The organism is Dyadobacter sp. CY261 (genome assembly GCF_021440085.1).
Classification (GTDB): domain Bacteria; phylum Bacteroidota; class Bacteroidia; order Cytophagales; family Spirosomataceae; genus Dyadobacter.
Map to the genome: position 1 here is coordinate 146,666 of NZ_JAKCPW010000008.1, position 22,218 is coordinate 168,883.

Here is a 22,218-nt window from a genome sequence, read left to right on the forward strand (position 1 = left end):
GATTAAGATCATTCTTACACTCAAAAACTCATTTAACTATGTCATTGCTTACTCCAAACCCAGGCCTTATTTTCTGGATGCTTGTAGTATTTTTGCTGGTAGTTTTCATTTTGGCCAAATTTGCCTGGAAACCTATCCTGAAAGGCCTTAAAGATCGTGAAAACGAAATTCAGGGTGCTTTGGACCTTGCAGAAAAAACCCGTGCTGAAATGGCACAATTGAAGTCGGACAATGAGAAACTGATTGCAGAAGCAAATGCAATCCGCGACCAGATCCTTCGTGACGCAAAAGACGCTGCTGACAGAACTATCGCAGAGTCGAAAGACAAAGCGGCGGTCGAAGGACAAAAAATGATCGAAAGCGCGCGCGAAACCATCCGCAACGAGCAAGCCGTAGCGGTGAGCAAAATCAGAAAGGAAGTTGCTACACTTTCATTGGAAATCGCTGAGAAAGTATTACACCGTGAATTGCAAGACAAAGCAGCGCAGGAAAAACTGATCGCAGACCTTGCTTCATCTGCGCGTCTTAACTAATCCAGCATTCTAAAATCAAATTCCGATGTCAGTAAGTATTGTAGCATCCAGATATGCAAAATCGCTGATCGAGCTGGCGAAAGAACAAAACGTTCTGGACACGGTTTATCAGGATATGCTGCTCTTCAAAGATACAGCAGATAAAAATCGCGGCCTGATGCTTGCATTGAAAAGCCCGGTCGTAAGACATGAAAAGAAATTAGGCATTCTGAATGCACTTTTCAAGGCCCGTGTAAGCCCTGTATCATTCGCGATTTTTGATATCATCACCAAAAAGAACCGGGAGTCGATCCTGGATGAGATCGCGGTGGAATTTATTAAAGCCTATAACATTTACCAGGGAATCGAAAACGCAACAGTAGTTACTCCTACCCCGCTGACCGACGAACTTCGTAAACAATTTAACGATATTGTTGCCAAAGCAACCGGAAAAACGGTGCAGCTTGCCGAAAAAGTAGATACTGCTTTGATCGGCGGATATGTGTTGACAGTGGGTGACCGCCAGATCGATGCATCGCTTCGCAGCCGTTTGAACGAGCTTAAATTACAGTTAGTAAACTGAAATTTTTATCTGCATAATTTGGAAGACCCGGCTGCTATGCGGCCGGGTCTTTTTTTATGCTAAACTTTCATTTTGACGACGTTCTTGTAGCTCGTCTCAATGGCTTGCACCGCTGGTACTTTCGCCACGTCCTGCTCTACGAAGAAATGTGTCAGGCCAGCCAGTTTGCGATTATCGAATATCTTCTTGAAATCGATAGATCCGGTTCCTACTTCCGCAAAAGATCCATCCTTCTTATCCATGTCTTTCACATGCCACAGTGGGAAACGACCGGGATATTGCTTGAACAATGCAATCGGGTCCAGGCCCGCTTTTACGATCCAGTACAAATCCAGTTCGAGTTTTACGAGCTTAGGATCAGTTTTGCCTGCGATCAGATCATAAGGAAGTTGCCCGTCGATTTTTTTGAATTCGAAATCGTGGTTGTGATAACCAAATTGTAACCCCGCTTTCTTAGCCACTTCACCCGACTTGTTGAAAAGATCGACATAACTTTTGTACTGGTCGATTGTCTTGCGTTCTGATTCCGTCAAATAAGCGCAGTTCACATATTTCTGGCCCAATTCCGCAGCGTCGTCCACCGCTTTCTGCCAGCCATTGCTCAATGTACCTTTGGCGGTTTTGTTCTCCACTCCGGCGCCATAGTGGCCGCTTATCGGATTCAGGCCAAGGTCGCCCAGGATCTTTTTAAATTCCTTGGCTGTTTTGCCGAAGAATTTGCCATCTGAATATCCGTATAGCTCTACTTCCTTATAACCGATCGCCGACACTTTTTTAAGCGTGCCCAACAGATCTTTGGATATTTCATTACGAAGCGTGTACAGCTGCAGACCGATTGGTGAAGGGGCCTTTACATCCAGGTTCAGTTTCGAGAACATAGGCACTGCCAAGGCGAATGCACTGGCTTTGAGGAACGATTTCCGGGAAATCTTTTCGTTGTAATCCATGGGTCAGTATTCAAAAAAAGGTAAAAAATAAACTACGGGGTAATATCAACGGCACCCGAGGTCGAAAGCTTGCGTTTGCTCTCCTCGTCAAGCTTCCAGGCTTCGGTGAAATAACTATCGATCAACAGATTAGCAGATGACTCTTTGAAGAAAATAATGTCTTTAAATTCCGACAGCTTCCTTTGCATTACCGGCACGAACGGGAAACCTTCGTCCTTCATACCAGCCCACCAAGGCAGGCCTGAACTTACGGCAACATAATGCCCGTCAATCGGAAACACGTAAAACAAGCCGTGTGCCGAATCTGCTTTTTTCAAATGGACAGGAAGCTGAGCCGCATGTTTGGCGATCAATGCATTGGTTTCCTTTGTTCCAAACAATATAAGGTTCGAAGTCTCAATGTCGCTGGGCCGAACTTCCTTGTCCGACAGCACACGCGGAAAAAACATCATTCGTCCTAAAAATTCACCGCGGTACTGCGACCAGCTCGCTGCCTGCGTGGCAATATCCATGCGCTTTCTGAGCTCGTCAGGCGAAGGATTGTCGACCGTACCATACACATACACGTGACGGGACGAGAATGCATCATAGATCGGCCCCTCGGCTCCTTTCTTCTTGCCGGTATAGATTGACATAATGCTAGCGCCTTCAACGCTCCATTTTTTGGCATCCCGAAACAATGTCAGCGTACTGTCAGTTTTGGCATTCACCGTCACCCCATCGATTTTAAGGCTTAGCGCAACGCCTGACTGGAATTTGGGATGGCCTTTCAAATTAAGAGTGAATTTTTCGAGGTTTTGGGTAGAGATTTCTAATGTATTTTCCTTGGTAAACTTTGCATCGATCTCCGCCAATTTGCCATTAGCAAACTTATTGAAAACAACCCAGAAGGCCTTGTCATACTTGTATTGCTTACTTACAAACCGCACCCGGTTCGGGTAAGGGTTCCGTTTGAAATCCTTAAACCATTCAAAGATATATTCATTGTCGTAAGCGCTTACCCAGCTATCATGCTTCACATCTACAAACTCCTTGTAGGTCACGTCCGCCCCCAAATCCTGCAAATGGCTCACCCATTTCTGTGTACCTGCCACAGGCACCACGGGATCCGCATCACCGTGGAAGAAATGAACCGGAAAATTTGAAGCATTGGGTGCGAGATCGAATGTGCCTGCGGGGGGTGCCGGACACACCGGTGCAATGGCCGCCCAAATGTCCGGTCGGGTAAGGCCGATCCAAAGCGTACCGCCACCGCCCATGGACAAGCCCGTGAGATACGTTCTGTCTTCATCAATTTTAAAGCGCTTTTTCACGTCTGCCAACACATCGTAAACATCTTTCTCGGGAATACCCTGGTAACCGGCCGTTCCGCGCGCGTAAGGCGATGCTACAATGTAATCGACATTCTCCCATTTGGGGAAATATTTGGAGGCTTCTACATCGTCTTCGCCTTCCGCATTACTTTTTCCGAAAACCCGCCGAAGATCGAGCCGGTGATTGGAACCGGCGCCGTGCAGCATGATTACGAGCGGGTACTTCTTGTTTTCGTCGAAATTATCGGGAAGATAGAGGCCATAAGGCTGCTCAGTATCGTCGGCGTCGGAGAAGAAAGTGAGGACCTGTGGGCCAGAAGGTAATTTTTGCGCAAATAAGGCGGCATTAGTTCCTGCAACACTGAGCATTATGCCCGTCAGGGCGGTTTTCCAGTTAGGTCTCATTGATATGCGAATTTTCAATGGTTAAATATAAAGAAAAAGGCAGGTCTTTCGACCTGCCTTTCAAGCTACTTTTTACTTTCCGAATCTGACAAATCTAGTTTGCCAGCTCTTCTTGCTTTTTGCGAACACTGATAACGAGTTGTTCACTCTTTTCTTCATGATCGGCTACCAGTACATCGCCTTCGCGCAGGTCGCCTTTCAATATTTCCTCTGCGACGGGATCTTCCAGGTATTTCTGGATCGCCCGGTTCAAAGGACGAGCCCCGTATTGCGGGTCATATCCTTTTTCGGACAAAAAGTCCTTTGCAGGGATGGTCAACTCTATTTCGTAACCGAGACCTTTCACACGATTGAACAATTTGCCCAGTGAAATGTCGATAATGCGGTGCAAATCCTCGCGTTGCAGCGAGTTAAACACAATCACATCGTCGAGACGGTTCAGGAACTCCGGAGAGAATGCTTTACGCAATGCGCTCTGGATCGTACCCTTCATGATATCGTCCTGGTTTTCCGATCTTGCTTTGGTTGAGAAACCGATTCCTGTTCCGAAATCCTTCAAGTCACGCGCTCCGATGTTCGAAGTCATGATGATAATCGTATTTCTGAAATCGACCCTTCTGCCTAAACCATCTGTCAAGATACCATCGTCGAGCACTTGCAACAGGATATTGAACACATCCGGGTGCGCTTTTTCAATCTCGTCGAGCAATACAACGCTGTACGGTTTGCGGCGGATCTTCTCGGTGAGCTGGCCACCTTCTTCGTAGCCCACATACCCCGGAGGGGCTCCTACCAGACGCGATACGCTGAATTTCTCCATGTATTCGCTCATATCAATGCGGACCAGCGAATCCTCTTTATCAAACAGGTAAGTCGAAAGCACTTTTGCAAGTTCTGTTTTACCTACACCAGTTGGTCCAAGGAAAATGAATGAACCGATCGGCTTCTTAGGATCTTTCAAACCTACACGTGTTCTCTGGATAGCTTTCACCAATTTTTCGATCGGCGGATCCTGACCGATAACCTTGGCTTTTAGCTCGTCGGCCATGTTCAGTAATTTTCTCCCCTCGTCCATCGATACGTTAGTTACCGGAATACCTGTCATCATCGCTACTACCTCGGCCACATTGTGTTCGGTAACAGTATAGCGCTTCTGCTTGGTTTCTTCCTCCCAGGCCAGTTTAGCTCTATCCAACTGGTCGATCAGTTTTTTCTCACGATCTCTCAACTGGGCGGCTTCTTCGTATTTCTGGCTTTTTACAACCCGGTTTTTTTCCTGTTTGATATTCTCGATTTGTTCTTCAAGTACCAGGATATCTTCAGGAACGGTAATGTTGCTGATATGGACACGAGCACCTACTTCATCGAGTACGTCGATGGCCTTATCCGGCAGAAAGCGGTCTGTGATATATCTTTCCGAAAGCCTCACCGCCGTGCTGATCGCCTCAGGCGTGTAATTCACGTGGTGATGATCTTCGTATTTGTCCTTAATGTTGGTCAGTATCTGAATCGTTTCTTCGATAGAAGTCGCATCCACCATCACCATCTGGAAACGACGGGCTAATGCACCATCTTTCTCGATGTACTGACGATATTCGTCCAGCGTGGTAGCTCCAATACATTGTATTTCCCCGCGTGATAATGCAGGCTTGAACATGTTCGAAGCGTCCAGCGAGCCTGATGCGCCACCTGCACCCACAATCGTGTGCAACTCGTCGATAAACAGGATGACATCCGGTGATTTTTCCAACTCGTTCATTACCGCCTTCATTCTTTCTTCAAACTGGCCGCGGTATTTGGTACCTGCCACCAGTGAAGCGAGATCGAGTGTAACGACACGCTTGCCGAAAAGCACACGAGATACTTTCTTCTGAACGATCCGCAGAGCAAGACCTTCGGCGATGGCTGTTTTACCAACACCCGGCTCACCAATCAGGATCGGGTTATTCTTCTTACGACGGCTAAGGATCTGTGCCACGCGCTCGATCTCTTTCTCACGTCCGACAATCGGGTCGAGCTTACCTACCTCCGCCATTTTTGTCAAATCCCTTCCAAAGTTATCCAGAACAGGTGTACGGGATTTTTCAGCACCTTTTGATTCCTTACCGGAAGAAGAGCCACTACCGCCTCCAAACATTCCACCTCTGGCTTCATCATCCCCGTCTTCGGTCTCCGGCCCCATATGAGGTCTGGATCCGGATGATTGATATTCTAACATTTCCTTGATGACTTCGTAGTTAACATTGAACTTGTGCAATATCTGGGTACCTACATTGTCCTCGTCACGCAATATCGAAAGAAGCAAATGCTCAGTGCCAATGAGCGTGCTTTTGAAAATCTTGGCTTCCAGATATGTAATCTTCAATACCTTCTCCGACTGCCTAGTCAGAGGGATATTCTGCAAATTTTTGACATTATTTGTGGCCGCGCCTTTAGTTGCCTGCTCGATCGTCTGACGGACATCGTCCAGCGAAACGCCGAGTTTTTTGAGCAACCCTATGGCTACACCATCACCCTCACGAATCATTCCTAATAACAAGTGTTCTGCTCCAATGTAATCATGTCCCAGGCGGAGGGCTTCTTCCCGGCTCATTGAGATTACCTCTTTCACTCTATTCGAAAATTTTGCTTCCATTGTGTAGCAATAAAAAGTGTTTATTAATCTAAACGCTACTTGATCCCTGTTTGTTCAAAATAGCTTTTATTGAGACTTACAGGATCTTAACAAAACACTTTTTGCTTCCGGCCCCATATTAAAAAGTAAATCAACTATACTCAGATTCTCCACAAAATCATTCCCGAAGGTCTGGTAATAAGGTATTGCGGAGTAATATTTATTTAAATCCGGCTGTTTTCGGTTGTTTATTAACGATATAGCGTTTACAACGGCTTTTTGATCGATTAGCTCACCTGACAAATTGTACCGAATATCCTTTTTTATACCAGTCAATCTAAGACAAATTGTCAACAGTTCATAGTTCAAGTCTACCAGGTATGCCAACTTCTTTTCGTAAACGCGGCTGAATTCATGCACGTAATACTCGTAAAAAGGAGACTTCCCGTAAGCTGACTGCAGACAACCGAGATGGCGCCTGGTCCAGTCCTGGTTATAGTCGATCAAAATATCTTTTGTGGAGCTCGCAGGACCATACCCTTTTACGGGGACCGTCAGCGTATCTATTTTATTGGTAGTGATCACACTGCACCGGTTTCTGTAAGTCTGCTTCACATACCTCTCCTCAATATCAATGTAGATCCGGTCGTACTTTAATATACAAGTAAAATACTCTAAACAAGGCAGATATTGCAATTCAATCCGCACTTCCTTGGACTGACCCTCTTTAATCAAAAATTCCGACACTATCAAATATGGTAAAGGCTTATGATATTATCAAAAAATTTATAATAATTATTTTGTATGGTCAACAATGTTCAACAGCAACTTAAATCATTACAATTTTAGTCTCACAGGAAAATACTCGTATCACCCAACCCTTCCCGAATGACCTCAAAATCATCGCCATCAGCTTTCACAATAGTGGACGCGATGTTACCTCCATAACCCCCATCGACAACCATATCCACCTGATGCTGGAACTTCTCGAAAATCAGTTCAGGGTCGGTCGAATACTCGATAATTTCGTCATCATCGCGGATCGAGGTCGTCACAATCGGGTTTCCTAGTTCTTTTACGATTAAACGCGGGATAAGGTTGTCTGGCACCCTGATTCCTACCGTTTTTTTATTGGTATTCAATAACTTGGGAACACTACTGTTGGCTTCCAGAATGAACGTATAAGGTCCTGGGAGGACTCTTTTCATTGTTTTAAAGGCAGCATTACCCACTTTTGCGAAGTCGGAGATATGGCTCAGGTCGTAGCAGATGAATGAGAAGTCGTTCTTCTGCGGTTTGATACCTTTGATACGGGCTATTTTCTCAACGGCGCGCGTGTTGTAAATATCACAGCCAAGACCATACACTGTATCGGTTGGGTAAATTACCAAGCCACCGTCACGAAGGCAATTCACCACCTGACGGATACGTCGCTCGTCCGGATTTTGGGGGTATATTTTAACAAATTCAGCAGGCATAAGGGAATTTCACTTTTTGACCTAACAAAATCAAAATGCAAATCCTTCCTGCGGGGCGATTTTTTTTAGGTTTTCGATGTAGAACCTGTAAACGAAATTCACCGGCAAATGAAGCCTGCACATGAGTACGATCAGCTCGGTCTGTAAACCTGGATTCTCGATATAGTTCAATAACCGGCGGAATCGGATAGCCAGTTCGAATTCCTGGGCATACAAACATTTACGGATAAATGTACGAATGCGGGCCGCCAAAAGATCGAACTCCTTCTGGTCACGGTTGAGATCGTAAGCTTTGTTGCAAACGGCGTAGTAAGATAGAAGCATACCGCTTCCTTTTTTGTAAACAGCGGTAGAAAGCGAAGTTTTGAGCACCCGCTTTTTGGTAAGAATTTCGTCCAGATAAAAGTATTTGAAAAGAACCGACGAACGCACCCAGAAATCAAAATCTTCGAATGCCAGCGTCTCGTCATAGCCACCTAATTGTTGCAGCGCGGACGTACGCATCATCATCGTAGGTGTGCAAATGAAGTAGCGCTCGAGGATGCTTTTGTAAACGTCACCTGATGGCACCGCACAGGTCGCTTTTCCCTTATTATCGATCCCGTAATGATGATGCAGGCGCTGCCCGTTCTTGCCGATGTAGCGTGCGTTGGTAAATACCACCGCATACTCATCCGAAAGTTTTTCAAATGCTTCAACCTGCTTTTCAATGCGATCGGCGATCATGATATCGTCGCCCGAAAGATCGATCACGTATTTGCCCTGTGCAATCGCCAGACCCTGATTGAATGCACGGCAAAGACCAACATTATGCCTGTTGCGGATCACCTGGAAGGCAGGTGACTTCGATCTGAAACTTTCGATTACACCCAGCGTATTGTCTTTGCTTGCATTGTCGATAACGACTAGCTGAATGTAGGCATAAGTCTGATAAAATACGGAAGCCAGTGCTTCCTCAATGTACCTGTCCTGATTAAATGCCGTCAGGATAACTGTAACGAGTGGTTTTTCAAAGTTTGTCATGTCGTGCTCTCCATTGCGGTCCCTTCATTGACGGTGGTTATTTTCGGAGGGATACGGACACCGCAGCACAAAATTACCAACAAACGGGCGAGGATGCCCGTAATGTTATTATCCGGCAAATCACCTCTTCACAGAGCGCTCGCGTCTTACTTTGCTCCGTGCACGGCTAATGCTCGCATTGATCTCAAAACCCAGGATAATTACAAATGCCAACAGGTAAATCCAGATCATGAGTGCGATCATCGTCCCTATGGATCCGTACAACTTGTTATAAGAGCTAACACGCGACAGGTAAAAAGAAAAGCCGTAAGTGGCAGCCAAAATAAGAATGGAGGCGATCACTGAGCCCGCATTGACGAATGTAAACTGCCGCCCATGCGAAGGTGCAAACCGGTAGATAATCGAGATCGTCAGCATGAGCGACCCAAAGCTGATCAGATAACGCAGAATATTCAACAATGCAATAAGCCAGTTGTCGCGGATAATGTGCCATTCACCTACCACGTTCATCACTGCATCTCCGACGATCAACAGCACCACGGAAAGGAACAGAACTGCGATCAGCAACAGCGTCAGCATCATGGCAATGCCGCGGATGGCCAGAAAGCCCCTCGTTTCATTGTCATCGTACACCATGTCGAACGAGCGCATAAGTGACATCATCCCATTCGTAGAGGCGATCATCGCGAAAATAAAACCGAGCGAAAGGACGCCCGAGCGGGGACGGCTCACGATATCCAGAATCGTCTGATCGGCGGCCTGGAAGGTACCGCTAGGCATATTCTCCCGCAGCATTTCGAGGATTTGCTCGTCGAGGTTCTCAATCGGAATGTAGGGAATAAGGGTAAAAAGGAAGATGATCCCCGGAAATGCGGCCAATGTAAGGCTGTAAGCCACTGCGGAGGCACGCTGGTCGATCTCGTGCTTGCGATTGCTGGCAACAAGGTTCAGGATAATGTCGTACAGCGAAACCGTTCCCCGGAACAGCATCGTTTGCTGTAACCAGAGGACTATGCGCTTGATGTGTCGGTTTATCAACAGTTTTTCAAGCATAAGCGGCCGCTCGTTATCCCTTAGGTTCAAAATAGGGTTTCAGTTTCTCCAGAAGCTTGTCAGGCGCCGGGCAAAGTTTGCCGTTATCCTTCCGCTGGAAAACCAATGCCGTATCACCCGTATTCAATAAAACACCTTCCTGGTTCCGGATCTCGTAGCCGAACCGGATACGGACACCCGGCAGGTCTTCAATCCTTACGAGGATATTCAGCTCATCGTCGTAGCGTGCGGGTTTCAGGTATTTGAAATGACTTTCATAAACCGGCATCATCACGCCCTCATCTTCCATTACTTTGTAATGAAAATCAAGGCTGCGTAATGCCTCTACCCTGCCGATCTCATAATACCGGGCGTAATTGCCATAATACACATAGCCCATCTGGTCGGTATCGGCATACCGCACCCTGATGCCCTTTACTTCGTGAACAAACATCCTTACTTCATGATTTTCAACCGGTTCAACTCTGCCTGGTAGAGGCGCGCATTGCTAAGATGGTCGTTATAATTAGTAGCAAAAGCATGGTAACCCGAAAGGTCGGCCTTCGCGCACATATAAGTATAATCGTGCTTTTCGTAGTTCAGAACCGCATCCAGCGAGTTAAAATCCGCGACACGGATCGGACCCGGAGGCAGGCCGGTATTAATGTAGGTATTGTAAGGGGATTTGATCATCAGTTGCTGGTTCAGGATGCGCTTTATCGCGAAGTCCTGTAATGCAAATTTGATGGTAGGATCAGCCTGCAAAGGCATATTCGCGTGTAGACGGTTGATATACAAACCTGCCACACGTGCACGTTCGTCAACCTTACGGGCTTGCTCTTCCTCCACAATAGAAGCGAGTATCGAAACCTGCTCCGGCGTCAGACCGATGGCCTTCGCTTTTGCAATTTTCTCAGCACTCCAGTACTTTTTATACTCGCTGTGCATCCGGTCGAGGAACTTCTCGGTGCCGGTGGTCCAGTAAATTTCGTAGGTATTAGGCAGGAACATAGACACGATTGTCAGCGTATCCAAGCCATATTTATTACAAACCGCCGGATCGTTCAATGCCTTGCGGAAATTGTCTTCGCCAAATGCGAAACGGCTGCCAATGCGTTTGATCAGGTCTTCCTTCAGGCGGATGTTATTGAAAGTCAGCTTAACAGCATCCTGGTTTCCTGCTGAAAGTTTTTTAACAACCGTGTAGTTGTTGCTTTCCGGCTTGATCACATAGCGGCCAGGCTTCACTTTCTCGGTGTACTTCAAGAATTTGGCCAGAAACTGGAAAGAAATATGATCGTTGATGACATCATATTTGTTCAATGAATCCAGTACGCTTTTGTAAGTGGCCCCTTCCGGCACGAGCAGAACGAAGCTCGATTTTTTATCTACCTGCAAATTCGGCGTCCGGAAGATCTGCCAGAAGTAAAATGAAAATGTAGTGGCGAGGATTGCGATCGTTACAAACAATCCTACTTTAAAATTACGCGACATATTTTAACGGCTATCAGCTTCCTGCGCCCGGCAGTCAGCTTTTGTTTTTCTTTTTTTACAAATTGACTTCAAATGGTATGCCGAAACGCTTCGCGAGCTCGTCGAGTGACAAAACTACCGGTTCGAGCAACTGGATACCGTTCACGCTACGCTCTGCTTCCATTTCTCTTTCAGGATCACCCGGGATCAGCACCTTCTCCCCATCCATAGCCCGTGCGCCGCGGAATGCACCGATCCATTTATCCATATCCTGTTTAAACTCTTCGGCAGGACGGAAACCATCGACACGCATTGCACCCAGGAAGTGGCCTGTACCAAGTCCCACACTCTGCTGCACGCCCATAAAACCGGCGGTCGCGAATGGCGGAACCCAAGGGCCAAAGTTAGCACCCGAAAGCACTCCGGAGAATATATCGACAATAGCGCCCAGCCCATAACCCTTATGACTGCCATGCTCACGGTCCGAGCCGAGCGGTAATAGTCCGCCCCCGCTTTTAACAGCATTCGAATCGGTTGTAGGTTTACCTTCCGCATCCTGAGCCCATCCCAGCGGTGCAGGCAGGCCTTTTCTTTGCAGTATTTCAAATTTGCCATAAGCCACTGCGGTCGACGCAAAATCTGCCACAAAGGCAGGCTCGGTCAATGCAGGTACTGCTACGGCGATGGGATTTGTACCTAATAACTTATCCAACGAGAATGTTGGGGTAACCAATGGCGCTGCATTGGTCATCGTCCAACCGATCATGTCCTTTTGTAAAGCCAGCATCGCATGATAGCCCGCAATACCGAAATGGTTCGAATTCCTGACCGACACCCAGCCTGAGCCTACTTTTTCCGCCTTTTCCATGGCAATTTCCATTGCCTTGGGCGCTACCACCAATCCTAACCCACGATCTCCGTCAACCACGGCTGTGCTTGGTGTTTCGTAAGCAATGGTAATATTCGGGTTCGGGTTCAAACGTCCGTGGTCATATAGCCTTACATACCCTGCCAAACGGGCAATGCCGTGAGAATCAACACCGCGCAAATCTGCACTCACCAATACTTCGGAAGCCAGTCGGGCCTCTTCCTGAGAACATCCAATCGCCAGAAAAACTTCTTCGGTAAAATGTTTTAAATAACTGGCCTGATACATATACGTCAAATGAATGAACTTCTTCATAATTTTACCGGCACAGTGCAAACCAGCACGCCGGACGTGCAAATATGGAAATTAAAAACTCATTCCTCAAACGCATCATCAGCTACTTCATCCGGGGACTTGTGCTGGTGGCACCACTGTACGCAACCGCGCTGATCATCTGGTCGGGCGTGCAATACCTCGACAGTATTCTGCCTATCGACATCCGGATTTCGAACAAACAGAGCGTTTACCTGCCCGGCCTGGGCGTACTGATCATCATTTTCGGCATTATCCTGCTTGGTTTTTTGTTCTCGACGATCGTTCCGCAGTCGTTTTTTAAATTCACCGAAAGCATTATGCGGCGCATTCCGCTGGTGAGTTTGATCTACTATTCCATCAAAGACCTCATTCTTGCATTTGTTGGGGACAAAAAGAAATTCAACCAGCCGGTCCTGGTGACCATGTACAAGGATACTGCTATCAAAAAGATCGGTTTCATTACGCAAACCGACCTAAGCCACCTAAAAATCGCAGATCATGTGGCTGTGTACATGCCTCTCTCCTATTCGCTTTCGGGTGAGCTCTTCATTGTTCCCGCCGACAACGTGACGCCCATCGAAGCGAAGGCTACGGATGTGATGAAAATGCTTGTATCCGGTGGTGTCTCCGTAAAGGTTTCAAAGGAGGAAACCCCTGAGGAGGACTAGTTTAACCCGTTTTTAATAAGCAACAATGCAACAGTTGTGCCCGTTTAAGAGAATGATTCCCTATATTTGAACCATTCTTTTAGTACTATGAGACAACTACTTTTCATTGTCGTTTTGCTTTTCCTGGGGAATACCGAAGTATGGTCGCAGGACCATTACGACCCTAAAAAAACCCTTTCCAGTGAAGAACTTTTCCTAAAACAGGGCAGCAGCAGCCGCGTGATCGCTACACCTGGACAAAAATACCTGGTACTCGACGCTTCCCCATTTATCGGCGGATTTCACAGATACCGCTTCTTCCCCGGAGACAATATCAGGTTCCGGATGAAAAACGAAACGATCCGCTTCAATGAAACCATCGCTTCCGTCGATGATACGGGCTTTACGTTCGGGGTGGCGAACGAGGCGGTGGGCCGGATGGATTACCAACGGATATTGCTGGAAGATGTACGGCTGATGAAGGTTTCGAGAAGGATCCCGTTCATTTCACAAGCAGCGCCATTACTGCCTTTGGCCGGTTTGATATTTATCGGGGCCGATTTCTTTAACAAAGGCGTCGACAACAAACGCTACACCACCGACACCGGCACGCTCGTGATCGGCGGTTCATTGATGGTTGCGGGTTTTATTTGTTATAAATTCACATTTGCTTCGTTAAAAATCAATTCAAGGAATAAACTGAAAGTGCTTGAAACCTATTAAGTATTGAAATACCATTAATATTAAAAAATTGAAATCCATTCTCGTCAATCCCCCCCAACAACCCATACGTGCAGAAATACAGCTTGCCGCATCCAAAAGTGAATGTAACCGCGCGCTGATCATCAATGCGCTTACCGGCTTCCAGTCGGAGCTGACGAACATTTCCGAAGCCCGCGACTCGCAAACCATGCTCCGTCTGCTCAATTCAAATGATCCTATCGCGGATGTGATCGATGCTGGAACGACAATGCGCTTCCTGACAGCCTATTTTGCCGTAACCGACCAAAAAAAAACGATGACCGGCACGCCACGTATGTGCGAGCGGCCGATCGGCATCCTCGTCGACGCGCTGCGTAAGCTTGGGGCGGACATTACTTACGAGAAGGTTGAAGGTTACCCGCCATTGCAATTAAATGGCTTCAATTATTCGGGAGACAACGAGCTGACCATGCGCGGCGACGTAAGCAGCCAGTACATTTCGGCATTGCTGATGATCGCGCCGCAACTTCCGAGTGGTTTAAGGATCACACTGGAAGGCGAAGTTGGTTCACGCCCTTATATTGAAATGACGCTAAACCAGATGGCGCATTTTGGTATTGAATACCAGGCTGACTGGCAAAATAATGTATTGACCATTCCCCCATTCAAATATCAACCCAGACCTTACGCGATCGAATCCGACTGGTCGGGTGCCAGCTACTGGTACAGCATCGTGGCATTGGCAGAAGATGCGGAGGTGGAATTGTTGGGATTGAAGAAGAATTCACTGCAAGGCGACAGCGCAATCGTGGACATTATGCGTCACCTCGGCGTGGAAAGCGTTTTTACCGATCGTGGTGTATTTTTGACTAAAATTCCGGCAAAGGCATCGCTCGGCTGGGATTTCACCAATTGCCCCGATCTGGCTCAAACCGTCGCCGTTGTTGGCGCAATGAAGAAAATCCGCCTTTCACTAACCGGCGTAGAAAGTCTTAAAATTAAGGAAACCGACAGGATTTTTGCATTGCAGCAAGAGCTCAAAAAGCTGGGCGCGGAATTGAAAGAAGTGGAGAAAGACCACTTATATGAAGTAACGACCCTCACCGATATCCCGACGGACCCTGTGCCTTCCATTCACACCTACGACGACCACCGTATGGCAATGGCGTTTGCGCCCGTAGGCATGGTAAGCCCGATCCTGATCGAAGAGCCCGGTGTGGTCGTCAAATCTTATCCCGGCTATTGGAACGACCTTGCGAAGGTTACCACCTGGGAAGAAGTTTAGGAATATTCACCATCACGGAACTGTTTTATGGAAACTGTCTGGTCCTTTCTGGCATCAGTGCCTGTTTGGCTCTATATTATATTAGCCATCGCTATTATTATCGCCCTCAGGGATATTTTACAAAAAAGGCACACCATTCAGCATAACTTTCCGCTGGTAGGGCATTTCCGGTACATGATCGAGACGATCGGGCCAGAACTGCGCCAATACATTGTCGCGAACAATCGCGAAGAACTGCCGTTCAACCGTCGGCAGCGCTCCTGGATCTACGCTTCGTCCAAAAAGGAAAATAACTACCAGGGTTTCGGTACCGACCAGAACATGCAGGAAGCGGGTTATGTCTTTATAAAACCTGCCATGCTGCCGTTCCGGGTGGATTCCACGCATAGTCATAATGTCAAAAACGGCAACGACCCGCACCATTATACCATTCCTTCTGCAAAAGTCATTGGCGAATTTCACAAGCGCAAACGTCCATACCGCCCACGTTCGGTGGTGAACGTGAGCGCAATGAGCTACGGATCCTTGTCGGCACGTGCCATTGAATCCCTGAATAAAGGCTCTTACAAATTCGGGAACTACCATAATACCGGTGAGGGTGGACTCTCCCCATACCATAAATATGGCGCTGATGTGGTTTTCAATATGGGAACTTCCTATTTTGGTGTGCGCGATGACGACGGCAATTTTGTCATGGACAAGCTGGTAGCACTAATGCGCAACAATCCGACCGTGAGGATGATCGAACTTAAATTATCTCAGGGCGCAAAACCAGGCAAAGGCGGCGTGCTCCCCGCCAGCAAGATCACGGCCGAAATCGCTGAAATTCGTGGTGTACCAATTGGCAAGGATGTTGTTTCTCCGCCTTATCACAGCGCATTCTCCGATGTGCGCGGCATGGTCGATTTTATTGAACAAATGGCCGCAGCAACCGGGCTGCCGGTCGGTATCAAATCGGCAGTTGGGAAAACTGATATGTGGGAAGAACTAGCTGATCTGATGGTCGAAACCGGAAAAGGGCCTGATTTTATCACGATCGACGGCGGCGAAGGCGGTACCGGCGCAGCACCCCCTTCTTTTGCCGACCATGTTTCATTGCCCTGGGTATTTGCATTCAGTTCGGTTTATAAAATATTTCAGAAACGGAATATCAATGATAAGATCACATTCATCGCTTCGGGCAAGCTTGGGTTGCCTGCACAGGCTGTAATGGCCTTTGCCATGGGTGCGGACGTAATCAATGTAGCCCGGGAGGCAATGCTTTCAATCGGCTGCATTCAGGCGCAAAGCTGCCATACCAACCGTTGCCCGACAGGCATTGCCACCAACAACAAATGGCTGGAGTCGGGCATTGACCCGACCTTAAAAAGTGAGCGTTTCAGCAATTATATGACGACCCTGGCCAAGGAGATCATCGAGATAACCCATGCCACCGGTTATGAGCATCCATGTCAGTTTGGAATGGCAGATATCGATATTTCGATGGGGGATAATAACCGGACTATTACATTAGCCGACAATTATGGTTATCTCAAAACAGTGGTTCCCTACCCCGGCATCAAAGCGTTACTAGAATGTGATCATCTCGGTGGACGCGCGATACCCGGTGAAAAAGTAGCCTGACCGCAGGATATTTCTCCACACTTTTGCTTTGGGAAAAGTATATAGAAACAATGGCGTGAAACGTTGCTTTCTAAAATCCGGATCCATGAGAAAAACTATACTGCTAACCACACTTTCGTTCATTCTTGCCCAGGCCATCGCCTTTGCACAGAGTAATCCCAGATATTTGGTTTTGTTTAAAGACAAAACCGGCGGGACTTATTCCGTCGACAAACCGAATGAATTTTTATCTCAGAGAGCAATCGACCGTCGTAAAAAGCAGAATATCGCCATTAACGAGTCGGATTTCCCGGTTAATGAAGGATACCTTTTCGCCATCCGGCAAATCGGTGCCAAGGTTATTTACCCCACGCGTTGGTTTAATGGAGCGCTAATAGAAGCTTCCGACACCCAGCTTGCGGATATCAAGAAAATGCCTTTCTACAAAGGCGTTGAACTGAACTTGCCGGTAGCCAATATTACGTCTAAATCACCGGGCATTGCCCGTACGGCTGCCACCCATCAAAAGCTCGGCACTACTGAAGACATCGATTACGGAAGAATGAACGCCCAGCTCGCACTCATGGAAGTGGCCGATTTGCACAAAAAAGGCTTCCAGGGCGAAAACATGCTCATTGCGATATTAGACAACGGATTTGCGAAGGCCGATGAAGTTGCTTATTTCAAACAGCTCCGTGACGAAAAGCGAATCATAGACACCCACGATTTTGTGGCGCGCGATGGCAATATCTACAACGACGGCTTCCACGGCCTGAATGTGATGTCCACGATTGCCGCCCATCTGCCTGGTACATTGGTTGGAGCTGCATTCAAGGCCTCATTTGCGCTTTACATTACGGAAAACAATTCCGGCGAATCACCCTACGAGGAAATCACATGGCTTATGGCGGCCGAACGTTCTGATAGCCTCGGCGTGGATGTGATCAATTCTTCGCTTGGCTACACCACGTTCGACGACGAGTTCGATTCACCCGCGTACAACCACACCTATAAGGACATGGACGGAAAAACAACCATTGTCAGCCGCGCTGCACGCTATGCCACCCGCAAAGGAATATTGGTCGTCAATTCGGCGGGCAATGACGGCTACAATAGCTGGCAATATATAGGAGCTCCGGCCGATGTAGATTCTGTGCTGACCGTCGGAGCAACCAATTACGATCGGAGCTACGCTTCATTAAGCTCCATCGGACCTAATGCAGCGGGGGTTCAAAAGCCGGATGTAGCCGCGGTTGGTCAGGGTACTATTGTAGGCGATTTGGCAGGCGGTGCGTCTTCAAGTTCCGGGACCTCGTTTTCTGCACCGCAAATTGCAGGTCTGGCTGCAATCGTATGGCAGGCATTTCCGCAGCTTACCGCCCAGCAGGTGATTTACGTACTAAAAAAATCAGGTCATTTGTCAGCGTCGCCGGATAATTTCCTTGGTTACGGAGTCCCCAATGCCGTGAAGGCGCAGGAAATAGCAAAAAGTGAGTTTTCCCCGCTCGGTACCGAAAACGAATTGCTGAGTTCAGTCGTGCTTTCGCCCAATCCGGCCCAAAACGAAGTAACGCTTTCGATACCACAAACGCTGGTTGGTAAAACAGCCAATGTAAGCCTGTACTCATCAAGCGGGGCAGAGATGCATTCCGCGACCACACGCCTTAGTGCTAAACATACTATTGCAACCGGCCAGCTCTCGTCTGGACTTTATCTCGTTCGTTTGAAAGTCGATGATCTCGAACGCACATTGAAGTTTATAAAGAACTAGTCTTCCGGACCATCCGCATAATTGATTCCGAGTCGTGGTATTCCTGAACCTTCGGCAGAGGCACCCATTGCACGTCATTAGATTCGCTGTTCAGCAAGATTTCCTGTCCTTCCTCGGCTTTGAATGCAAAGCGAATGTCGTAATGGTAATGTTCGGGCACATCTTTCCTGGCGGGAATAAGGTGTATGTCCACATCAAAAATGCCTTCTTTCAAAGCCTGCAAATTGCTGATACCAGTTTCCTCCACGACTTCCTTCATCGCAACTTCCTTTACATCCGGGTCACCGTCGCAATGTCCGCCGGGCTGGAACCAGCGGTCGAGTTTGCGGTGGTGCATGAGTAATACCGAATCCCTGCCGGGTGAAAGCACCCAACCCGACGCCGTAATGTGTCCTTTCAAAAGGCTCCGTTCGAAACAATCGGGATGTTGTTTCACAAAATCGACTGTATCATGATGCATATCCGCCTCAAAACCCGGCTCAGGCTCGTATGATGCCAGCAATGCAAGCAAACTGTCCCTCTTCATTTAGACTATCTGGTTTTTTCATTCTAATTTCACCACAAGTTTAACAACCGGAAGCAATAAACCACCTTATTCAAACAATGAAAAAGTATCTATTATCCATGTCTCTCGCTGCCCTGATGGCGACCAGCGCATTAGTGCCCAGGGCAACGGCGCAACGCGTCCCACAAGCAAGTCCGGCAGCCACTGTAATACAAACCGTTGGTGTTACCGATTTTACCATTCAATATTCCCGCCCATTCCTCAAAGGCCGTAAAGTGTTCGCAAATGAATCTGCATTGGCCCCCTACGACCAGCTTTGGCGTACCGGTGCCAATATGGCCACCCTATTCGAAGCCAGCACCGAGTTTACATTCGGAGGCAAAAAGGTGCCCGCCGGCAAGTATGCGTTGTTCTCAATCCCTAACGGGGCCGCCTGGACCGTGATTTTAAACAAAAATTACAATCAGGGTGGAAGCGACAACTATAAAGAATCGGAAGATGTAGCCCGTGCAACGGTGGTGCCTACTTCCAATGAATTTAACGAGGCATTCAAAATCGAGATCGTACCGGTAACAGATAGCACGGCATTCTTGAACTTGTCGTGGTCGTCGGTAAATGTGCCTGTGCCTCTTGCCGTAAGCACTGAATCATTGACATTGACAGCCTTGAATAAAGCGGTAGCGGAGAAACCAGAGGACGTAGCCACATTACAAAGCACAGCGGGTTACCTGCTTTCAAAAGGTAAAGATTTGCAGGTAGCGCTTTCATTGGCCGATAAAGCGATTGGCTTGAAAGAATCTTTCGGCGCATTATGGACGAAAGCACAAATTCTGAACAAACTAGGCAAAACCGCAGAGGCAATACCCGTGGCGCAAAAAGCATTGACAGTAGGCGCAGCCGCTCCCGACGGAGCTTACAACTTCTACAAGCCGCAGGTCGAGAAAGCGATTTCTGAAATGCAGGCCAAAGCTGCACCGGTGAAAGAAGCTGCTGCAACTGCGGTTAAAAAGAAGAAGAAATAATCAGGAATCAGGGAAGAATTGAATGCAGGTTGTTTCAAAAAACGCTTCGTTGTCACCCTCAGCGTAGTCGAAGGGCGGTAAAAATGCATCGCACAATGCCCTTCGACTTCGCTCAGGGTGACAGCTCAATCACCTTGATGCAACCTCATCTTTTTACCTGAAAAACCGCGGAACGCTCCATTGGTAACGCACCGCCAGGATGCGGATCACGATGATAAGTAAGGCCGAAGCAATAAAGGTGGTATTGCGTTCGACGCCCAGACTGTCAAGAATCAGATAAAAACAAGCACCGGTGAAGCAGGCCGTCGCGTACACTTCCTTTCGGTAAATGATCGGGATTTCGTTCGTCATCACATCCCGGATCACCCCGCCCATCGTGGCCGTAAAAACGCCCATTATCACGGCAATTTCGGGCCTTACTCCCAAATGCAAGGCTTTTTCCATCCCTACCAAAGTAAAAAGCGCGATACCGAAAGTGTCGAACAAAAACAGTGTTTTTCTCAGCCTCAGCAGGAATTTGTAGAAAACAAATGTGACGATAATGCCCAGAATAATGGCGTGGATGATGGTAATATCGCTGATCCACACCAACGGGTAACTATCCAGCAGCATGTCACGGAGCGTACCGCCGCCAATGGATGAAATAAAGGCTGTGAAGCTCGCACCAAACCAATCCTGGTGCTTCTGATCCTTCACAGCCAACGCGCCGGAAATCGCGAATGCGAATGTTCCGACGATTTCTAATATGTATTGAATACTCATTCCGCGGCGATCTTTACACGGCTACCGGAGCCTTGATCCCCGGCCATGGGTTATAGTTCCGGAGTTCGAAATCTTCAAATTTAAAGTCTAATACATTTTTGATTGCCGGGTTTAGTATTAACTCCGGTAATGCCCTAGGCTCCCGGCTAAGTTGAGTTTCAACCTGTTCGAGGTGGTTCAAGTAGATGTGGGTATCGCCGCCGGTCCATACAAAATCGCCCAGATCCAGGTCGCATTCACGGGCAATCATCATCGTCAGCAATGCATAACTTGCGATGTTGAACGGTACGCCCAGGAATACATCCGCACTGCGTTGATAAAGCTGGCACGAGAGCTTACCCTTCGTTTCACCGGCCTCGGTATCAGGTGGTGCCACGTAAAACTGGAACAACGCATGGCATGGGTGCAGCTTCATTTGCGGCAGTTCGGAAGGGTTCCAAGCCGAAACGATGATCCTGCGCGAGTCCGGCGAATTTTTGAGTTGTTTCAAAACCTCCTGCAATTGATCAACGGATTTCCCGTCGGCACCTTCCCAACTTCTCCATTGCTTGCCGTAAACCGGACCGAGGTCGCCATTTTCATCCGCCCATTCATCCCAGATCGACACGCCGTGCTCTTTCAGGTAACCGATGTTGGTATCGCCCTGTAAAAACCAAAGCAATTCATGGATAATCGATTTGGTATGCACCTTTTTGGTCGTAACCAAGGGAAATCCCTTTTTCAGGTCGAAACGCATTTGATAGCCAAAAACACTGATGGTGCCGGTGCCGGTCCGGTCTGTTTTCTTAACGCCCTCTTTCAGAATATGGCGCAGCAGGTCGTGGTATTGTTGCATGGATATTTGATATTACACCGAAGCGATTTCAACGTCATAAGTAATGGTCGCCAACGCTTCCAATTGTGCGGTTGCCGAGCAGTATTTCTCCATCGAAAGGCCGATCGCGCGGTTGATCTTGCTCTCGTCGAGGTTGTTACCTGCGAATTTGAAGGTCAAATGGATTTTCCGGAAAGGTTTACGCTTTGTATCAGGCTCCTGCTCACGGTCACCGTCGGCCACAATGCGGAAGTCAGTGATGTCCTGGCGCTGCTTTTTGAGGATAAGCACTACGTCAATGGCACTGCAGCTTGCGAGGCCCATCAGCAACAGCTCCATCGGCCTCACGCCCAGATTGGTACCGCCAATTTCAGGCGAGCCGTCGGTATGTACTTTTACTTCGGAGGAACCGGTGCCTTCGAAATGGAAGGCGTCATTCACGCGGACTAGTTCTACTTTCATAATGGTTGCCTTCTCCCGAAAGCCGTCTTTAATTAATAATGCAATGGCGCAAGGCTTAAATATGGCTCGAAGCTCCTGCTTCG

Annotated in this window: 22 protein-coding genes; 8 read left to right on the plus strand and 14 right to left on the minus strand. The window is 47.8% G+C overall.

The genetic code is table 11. The features are described 5' to 3' along the window. Nucleotides 1-38: 38 nt before the first annotated feature. Together atpF and atpH are read left to right on the plus strand one after the other, a co-directional pair. Entirely contained in the window at nt 39-533 is a 495-nt protein-coding gene (atpF, locus tag LZD49_RS22065) for a F0F1 ATP synthase subunit B (protein ID WP_234669838.1), read from the plus strand. Nucleotides 534-558: 25 nt separating this feature from the next. Further along, complete coding sequence (gene atpH, locus LZD49_RS22070) at nt 559-1,095, plus strand: ATP synthase F1 subunit delta (protein WP_234669839.1); 537 nt, start codon at nt 559-561, stop codon at nt 1,093-1,095. A 59-nt stretch (nt 1,096-1,154) separates the two neighbouring features. On the opposite strand, the gene LZD49_RS22075 is transcribed toward atpH, so the two are convergent. The 10 genes from LZD49_RS22075 to LZD49_RS22120 form a co-directional block, all read right to left on the minus strand. Then, the gene (locus LZD49_RS22075) at nt 1,155-2,042 is read right to left on the minus strand and encodes a sugar phosphate isomerase/epimerase (RefSeq protein ID WP_234669840.1); all 888 of its coding nucleotides are present in this window, start codon (nt 2,040-2,042) and stop codon (nt 1,155-1,157) included. 32 nt (nt 2,043-2,074) lie between these two features. Continuing rightward, on the minus strand, nt 2,075-3,760 hold the full coding sequence (locus LZD49_RS22080; RefSeq protein ID WP_234669841.1) for an alpha/beta hydrolase-fold protein: 1,686 nt from the start codon (nt 3,758-3,760) through the stop codon (nt 2,075-2,077). A gap of 94 nt (nt 3,761-3,854) precedes the next feature. Next, nucleotides 3,855-6,395, minus strand: coding sequence for an ATP-dependent Clp protease ATP-binding subunit (locus LZD49_RS22085; RefSeq protein ID WP_234669842.1), 2,541 nt, complete (start codon nt 6,393-6,395; stop codon nt 3,855-3,857). Between the two features lie 66 nt (nt 6,396-6,461). Then, entirely contained in the window at nt 6,462-7,121 is a 660-nt protein-coding gene (locus LZD49_RS22090) for a WbqC family protein (RefSeq protein WP_310590500.1), read from the minus strand. 104 nt (nt 7,122-7,225) lie between these two features. Beyond that, nucleotides 7,226-7,852, minus strand: a complete 627-nt coding sequence (locus LZD49_RS22095) for an L-threonylcarbamoyladenylate synthase (protein WP_234669843.1) — start codon at nt 7,850-7,852, stop codon at nt 7,226-7,228. A 30-nt stretch (nt 7,853-7,882) separates the two neighbouring features. Continuing rightward, nucleotides 7,883-8,875, minus strand: a complete 993-nt coding sequence (locus LZD49_RS22100) for a glycosyltransferase (RefSeq protein WP_234669844.1) — start codon at nt 8,873-8,875, stop codon at nt 7,883-7,885. A 120-nt stretch (nt 8,876-8,995) separates the two neighbouring features. Further along, nucleotides 8,996-9,928 carry a YihY/virulence factor BrkB family protein gene (locus tag LZD49_RS22105; protein ID WP_234669845.1) on the minus strand — a complete coding sequence of 311 codons (933 nt, stop codon included), beginning with the start codon at nt 9,926-9,928 and terminating at the stop codon, nt 8,996-8,998. A 13-nt stretch (nt 9,929-9,941) separates the two neighbouring features. Next, a complete protein-coding gene (locus LZD49_RS22110; RefSeq protein ID WP_234669846.1) occupies nt 9,942-10,361 on the minus strand; it encodes a thioesterase family protein in 420 nt (139 codons plus the stop codon). A gap of 2 nt (nt 10,362-10,363) precedes the next feature. Then, entirely contained in the window at nt 10,364-11,401 is a 1,038-nt protein-coding gene (gene mltG, locus LZD49_RS22115) for an endolytic transglycosylase MltG (RefSeq protein WP_234669847.1), read from the minus strand. Nucleotides 11,402-11,456: 55 nt separating this feature from the next. After that, a complete protein-coding gene (locus LZD49_RS22120) occupies nt 11,457-12,536 on the minus strand; it encodes an Ldh family oxidoreductase (protein ID WP_234670105.1) in 1,080 nt (359 codons plus the stop codon). Between the two features lie 71 nt (nt 12,537-12,607). Here LZD49_RS22120 and LZD49_RS22125 point away from each other — a divergent pair, with 71 nt between their 5' ends. From LZD49_RS22125 to LZD49_RS22145, 5 genes are all read left to right on the plus strand, one after another. After that, complete coding sequence (locus LZD49_RS22125) at nt 12,608-13,231, plus strand: DUF502 domain-containing protein (RefSeq protein WP_234669848.1); 624 nt, start codon at nt 12,608-12,610, stop codon at nt 13,229-13,231. Between the two features lie 87 nt (nt 13,232-13,318). After that, nucleotides 13,319-13,933, plus strand: coding sequence for a hypothetical protein (locus tag LZD49_RS22130; protein WP_234669849.1), 615 nt, complete (start codon nt 13,319-13,321; stop codon nt 13,931-13,933). Between the two features lie 28 nt (nt 13,934-13,961). Further along, nucleotides 13,962-15,197, plus strand: a complete 1,236-nt coding sequence (locus LZD49_RS22135; protein ID WP_234669850.1) for a 3-phosphoshikimate 1-carboxyvinyltransferase — start codon at nt 13,962-13,964, stop codon at nt 15,195-15,197. A gap of 27 nt (nt 15,198-15,224) precedes the next feature. Then, the gene (locus LZD49_RS22140; protein ID WP_234669851.1) at nt 15,225-16,820 is read left to right on the plus strand and encodes an FMN-binding glutamate synthase family protein; all 1,596 of its coding nucleotides are present in this window, start codon (nt 15,225-15,227) and stop codon (nt 16,818-16,820) included. Between the two features lie 85 nt (nt 16,821-16,905). Next, entirely contained in the window at nt 16,906-18,570 is a 1,665-nt protein-coding gene (locus tag LZD49_RS22145; protein ID WP_234669852.1) for a S8 family peptidase, read from the plus strand. On the opposite strand, the gene LZD49_RS22150 is transcribed toward LZD49_RS22145, so the two are convergent. Continuing rightward, nucleotides 18,557-19,096, minus strand: a complete 540-nt coding sequence (locus tag LZD49_RS22150; RefSeq protein ID WP_234669853.1) for an NUDIX hydrolase — start codon at nt 19,094-19,096, stop codon at nt 18,557-18,559. The two genes, LZD49_RS22145 and LZD49_RS22150, sit on opposite strands and share 14 nt — an antisense overlap. A 77-nt stretch (nt 19,097-19,173) precedes the next feature. Here LZD49_RS22150 and LZD49_RS22155 point away from each other — a divergent pair, with 77 nt between their 5' ends. Then, complete coding sequence (locus LZD49_RS22155; protein WP_234669854.1) at nt 19,174-20,097, plus strand: DUF2911 domain-containing protein; 924 nt, start codon at nt 19,174-19,176, stop codon at nt 20,095-20,097. A gap of 153 nt (nt 20,098-20,250) precedes the next feature. Here LZD49_RS22155 and LZD49_RS22160 read toward each other — a convergent pair whose 3' ends face one another. Genes LZD49_RS22160 through LZD49_RS22170 form a run of 3 tightly spaced genes read right to left on the minus strand, consistent with a single transcriptional unit; the run spans nt 20,251 to nt 22,135 of the window. Continuing rightward, nucleotides 20,251-20,859, minus strand: coding sequence for a trimeric intracellular cation channel family protein (locus tag LZD49_RS22160; RefSeq protein ID WP_234669855.1), 609 nt, complete (start codon nt 20,857-20,859; stop codon nt 20,251-20,253). A gap of 13 nt (nt 20,860-20,872) precedes the next feature. Further along, the gene (locus LZD49_RS22165; RefSeq protein ID WP_234669856.1) at nt 20,873-21,694 is read right to left on the minus strand and encodes a thymidylate synthase; all 822 of its coding nucleotides are present in this window, start codon (nt 21,692-21,694) and stop codon (nt 20,873-20,875) included. Nucleotides 21,695-21,706: 12 nt separating this feature from the next. Beyond that, a complete protein-coding gene (locus tag LZD49_RS22170; protein ID WP_234669857.1) occupies nt 21,707-22,135 on the minus strand; it encodes an OsmC family protein in 429 nt (142 codons plus the stop codon). Nucleotides 22,136-22,218 lie beyond the last annotated feature (83 nt).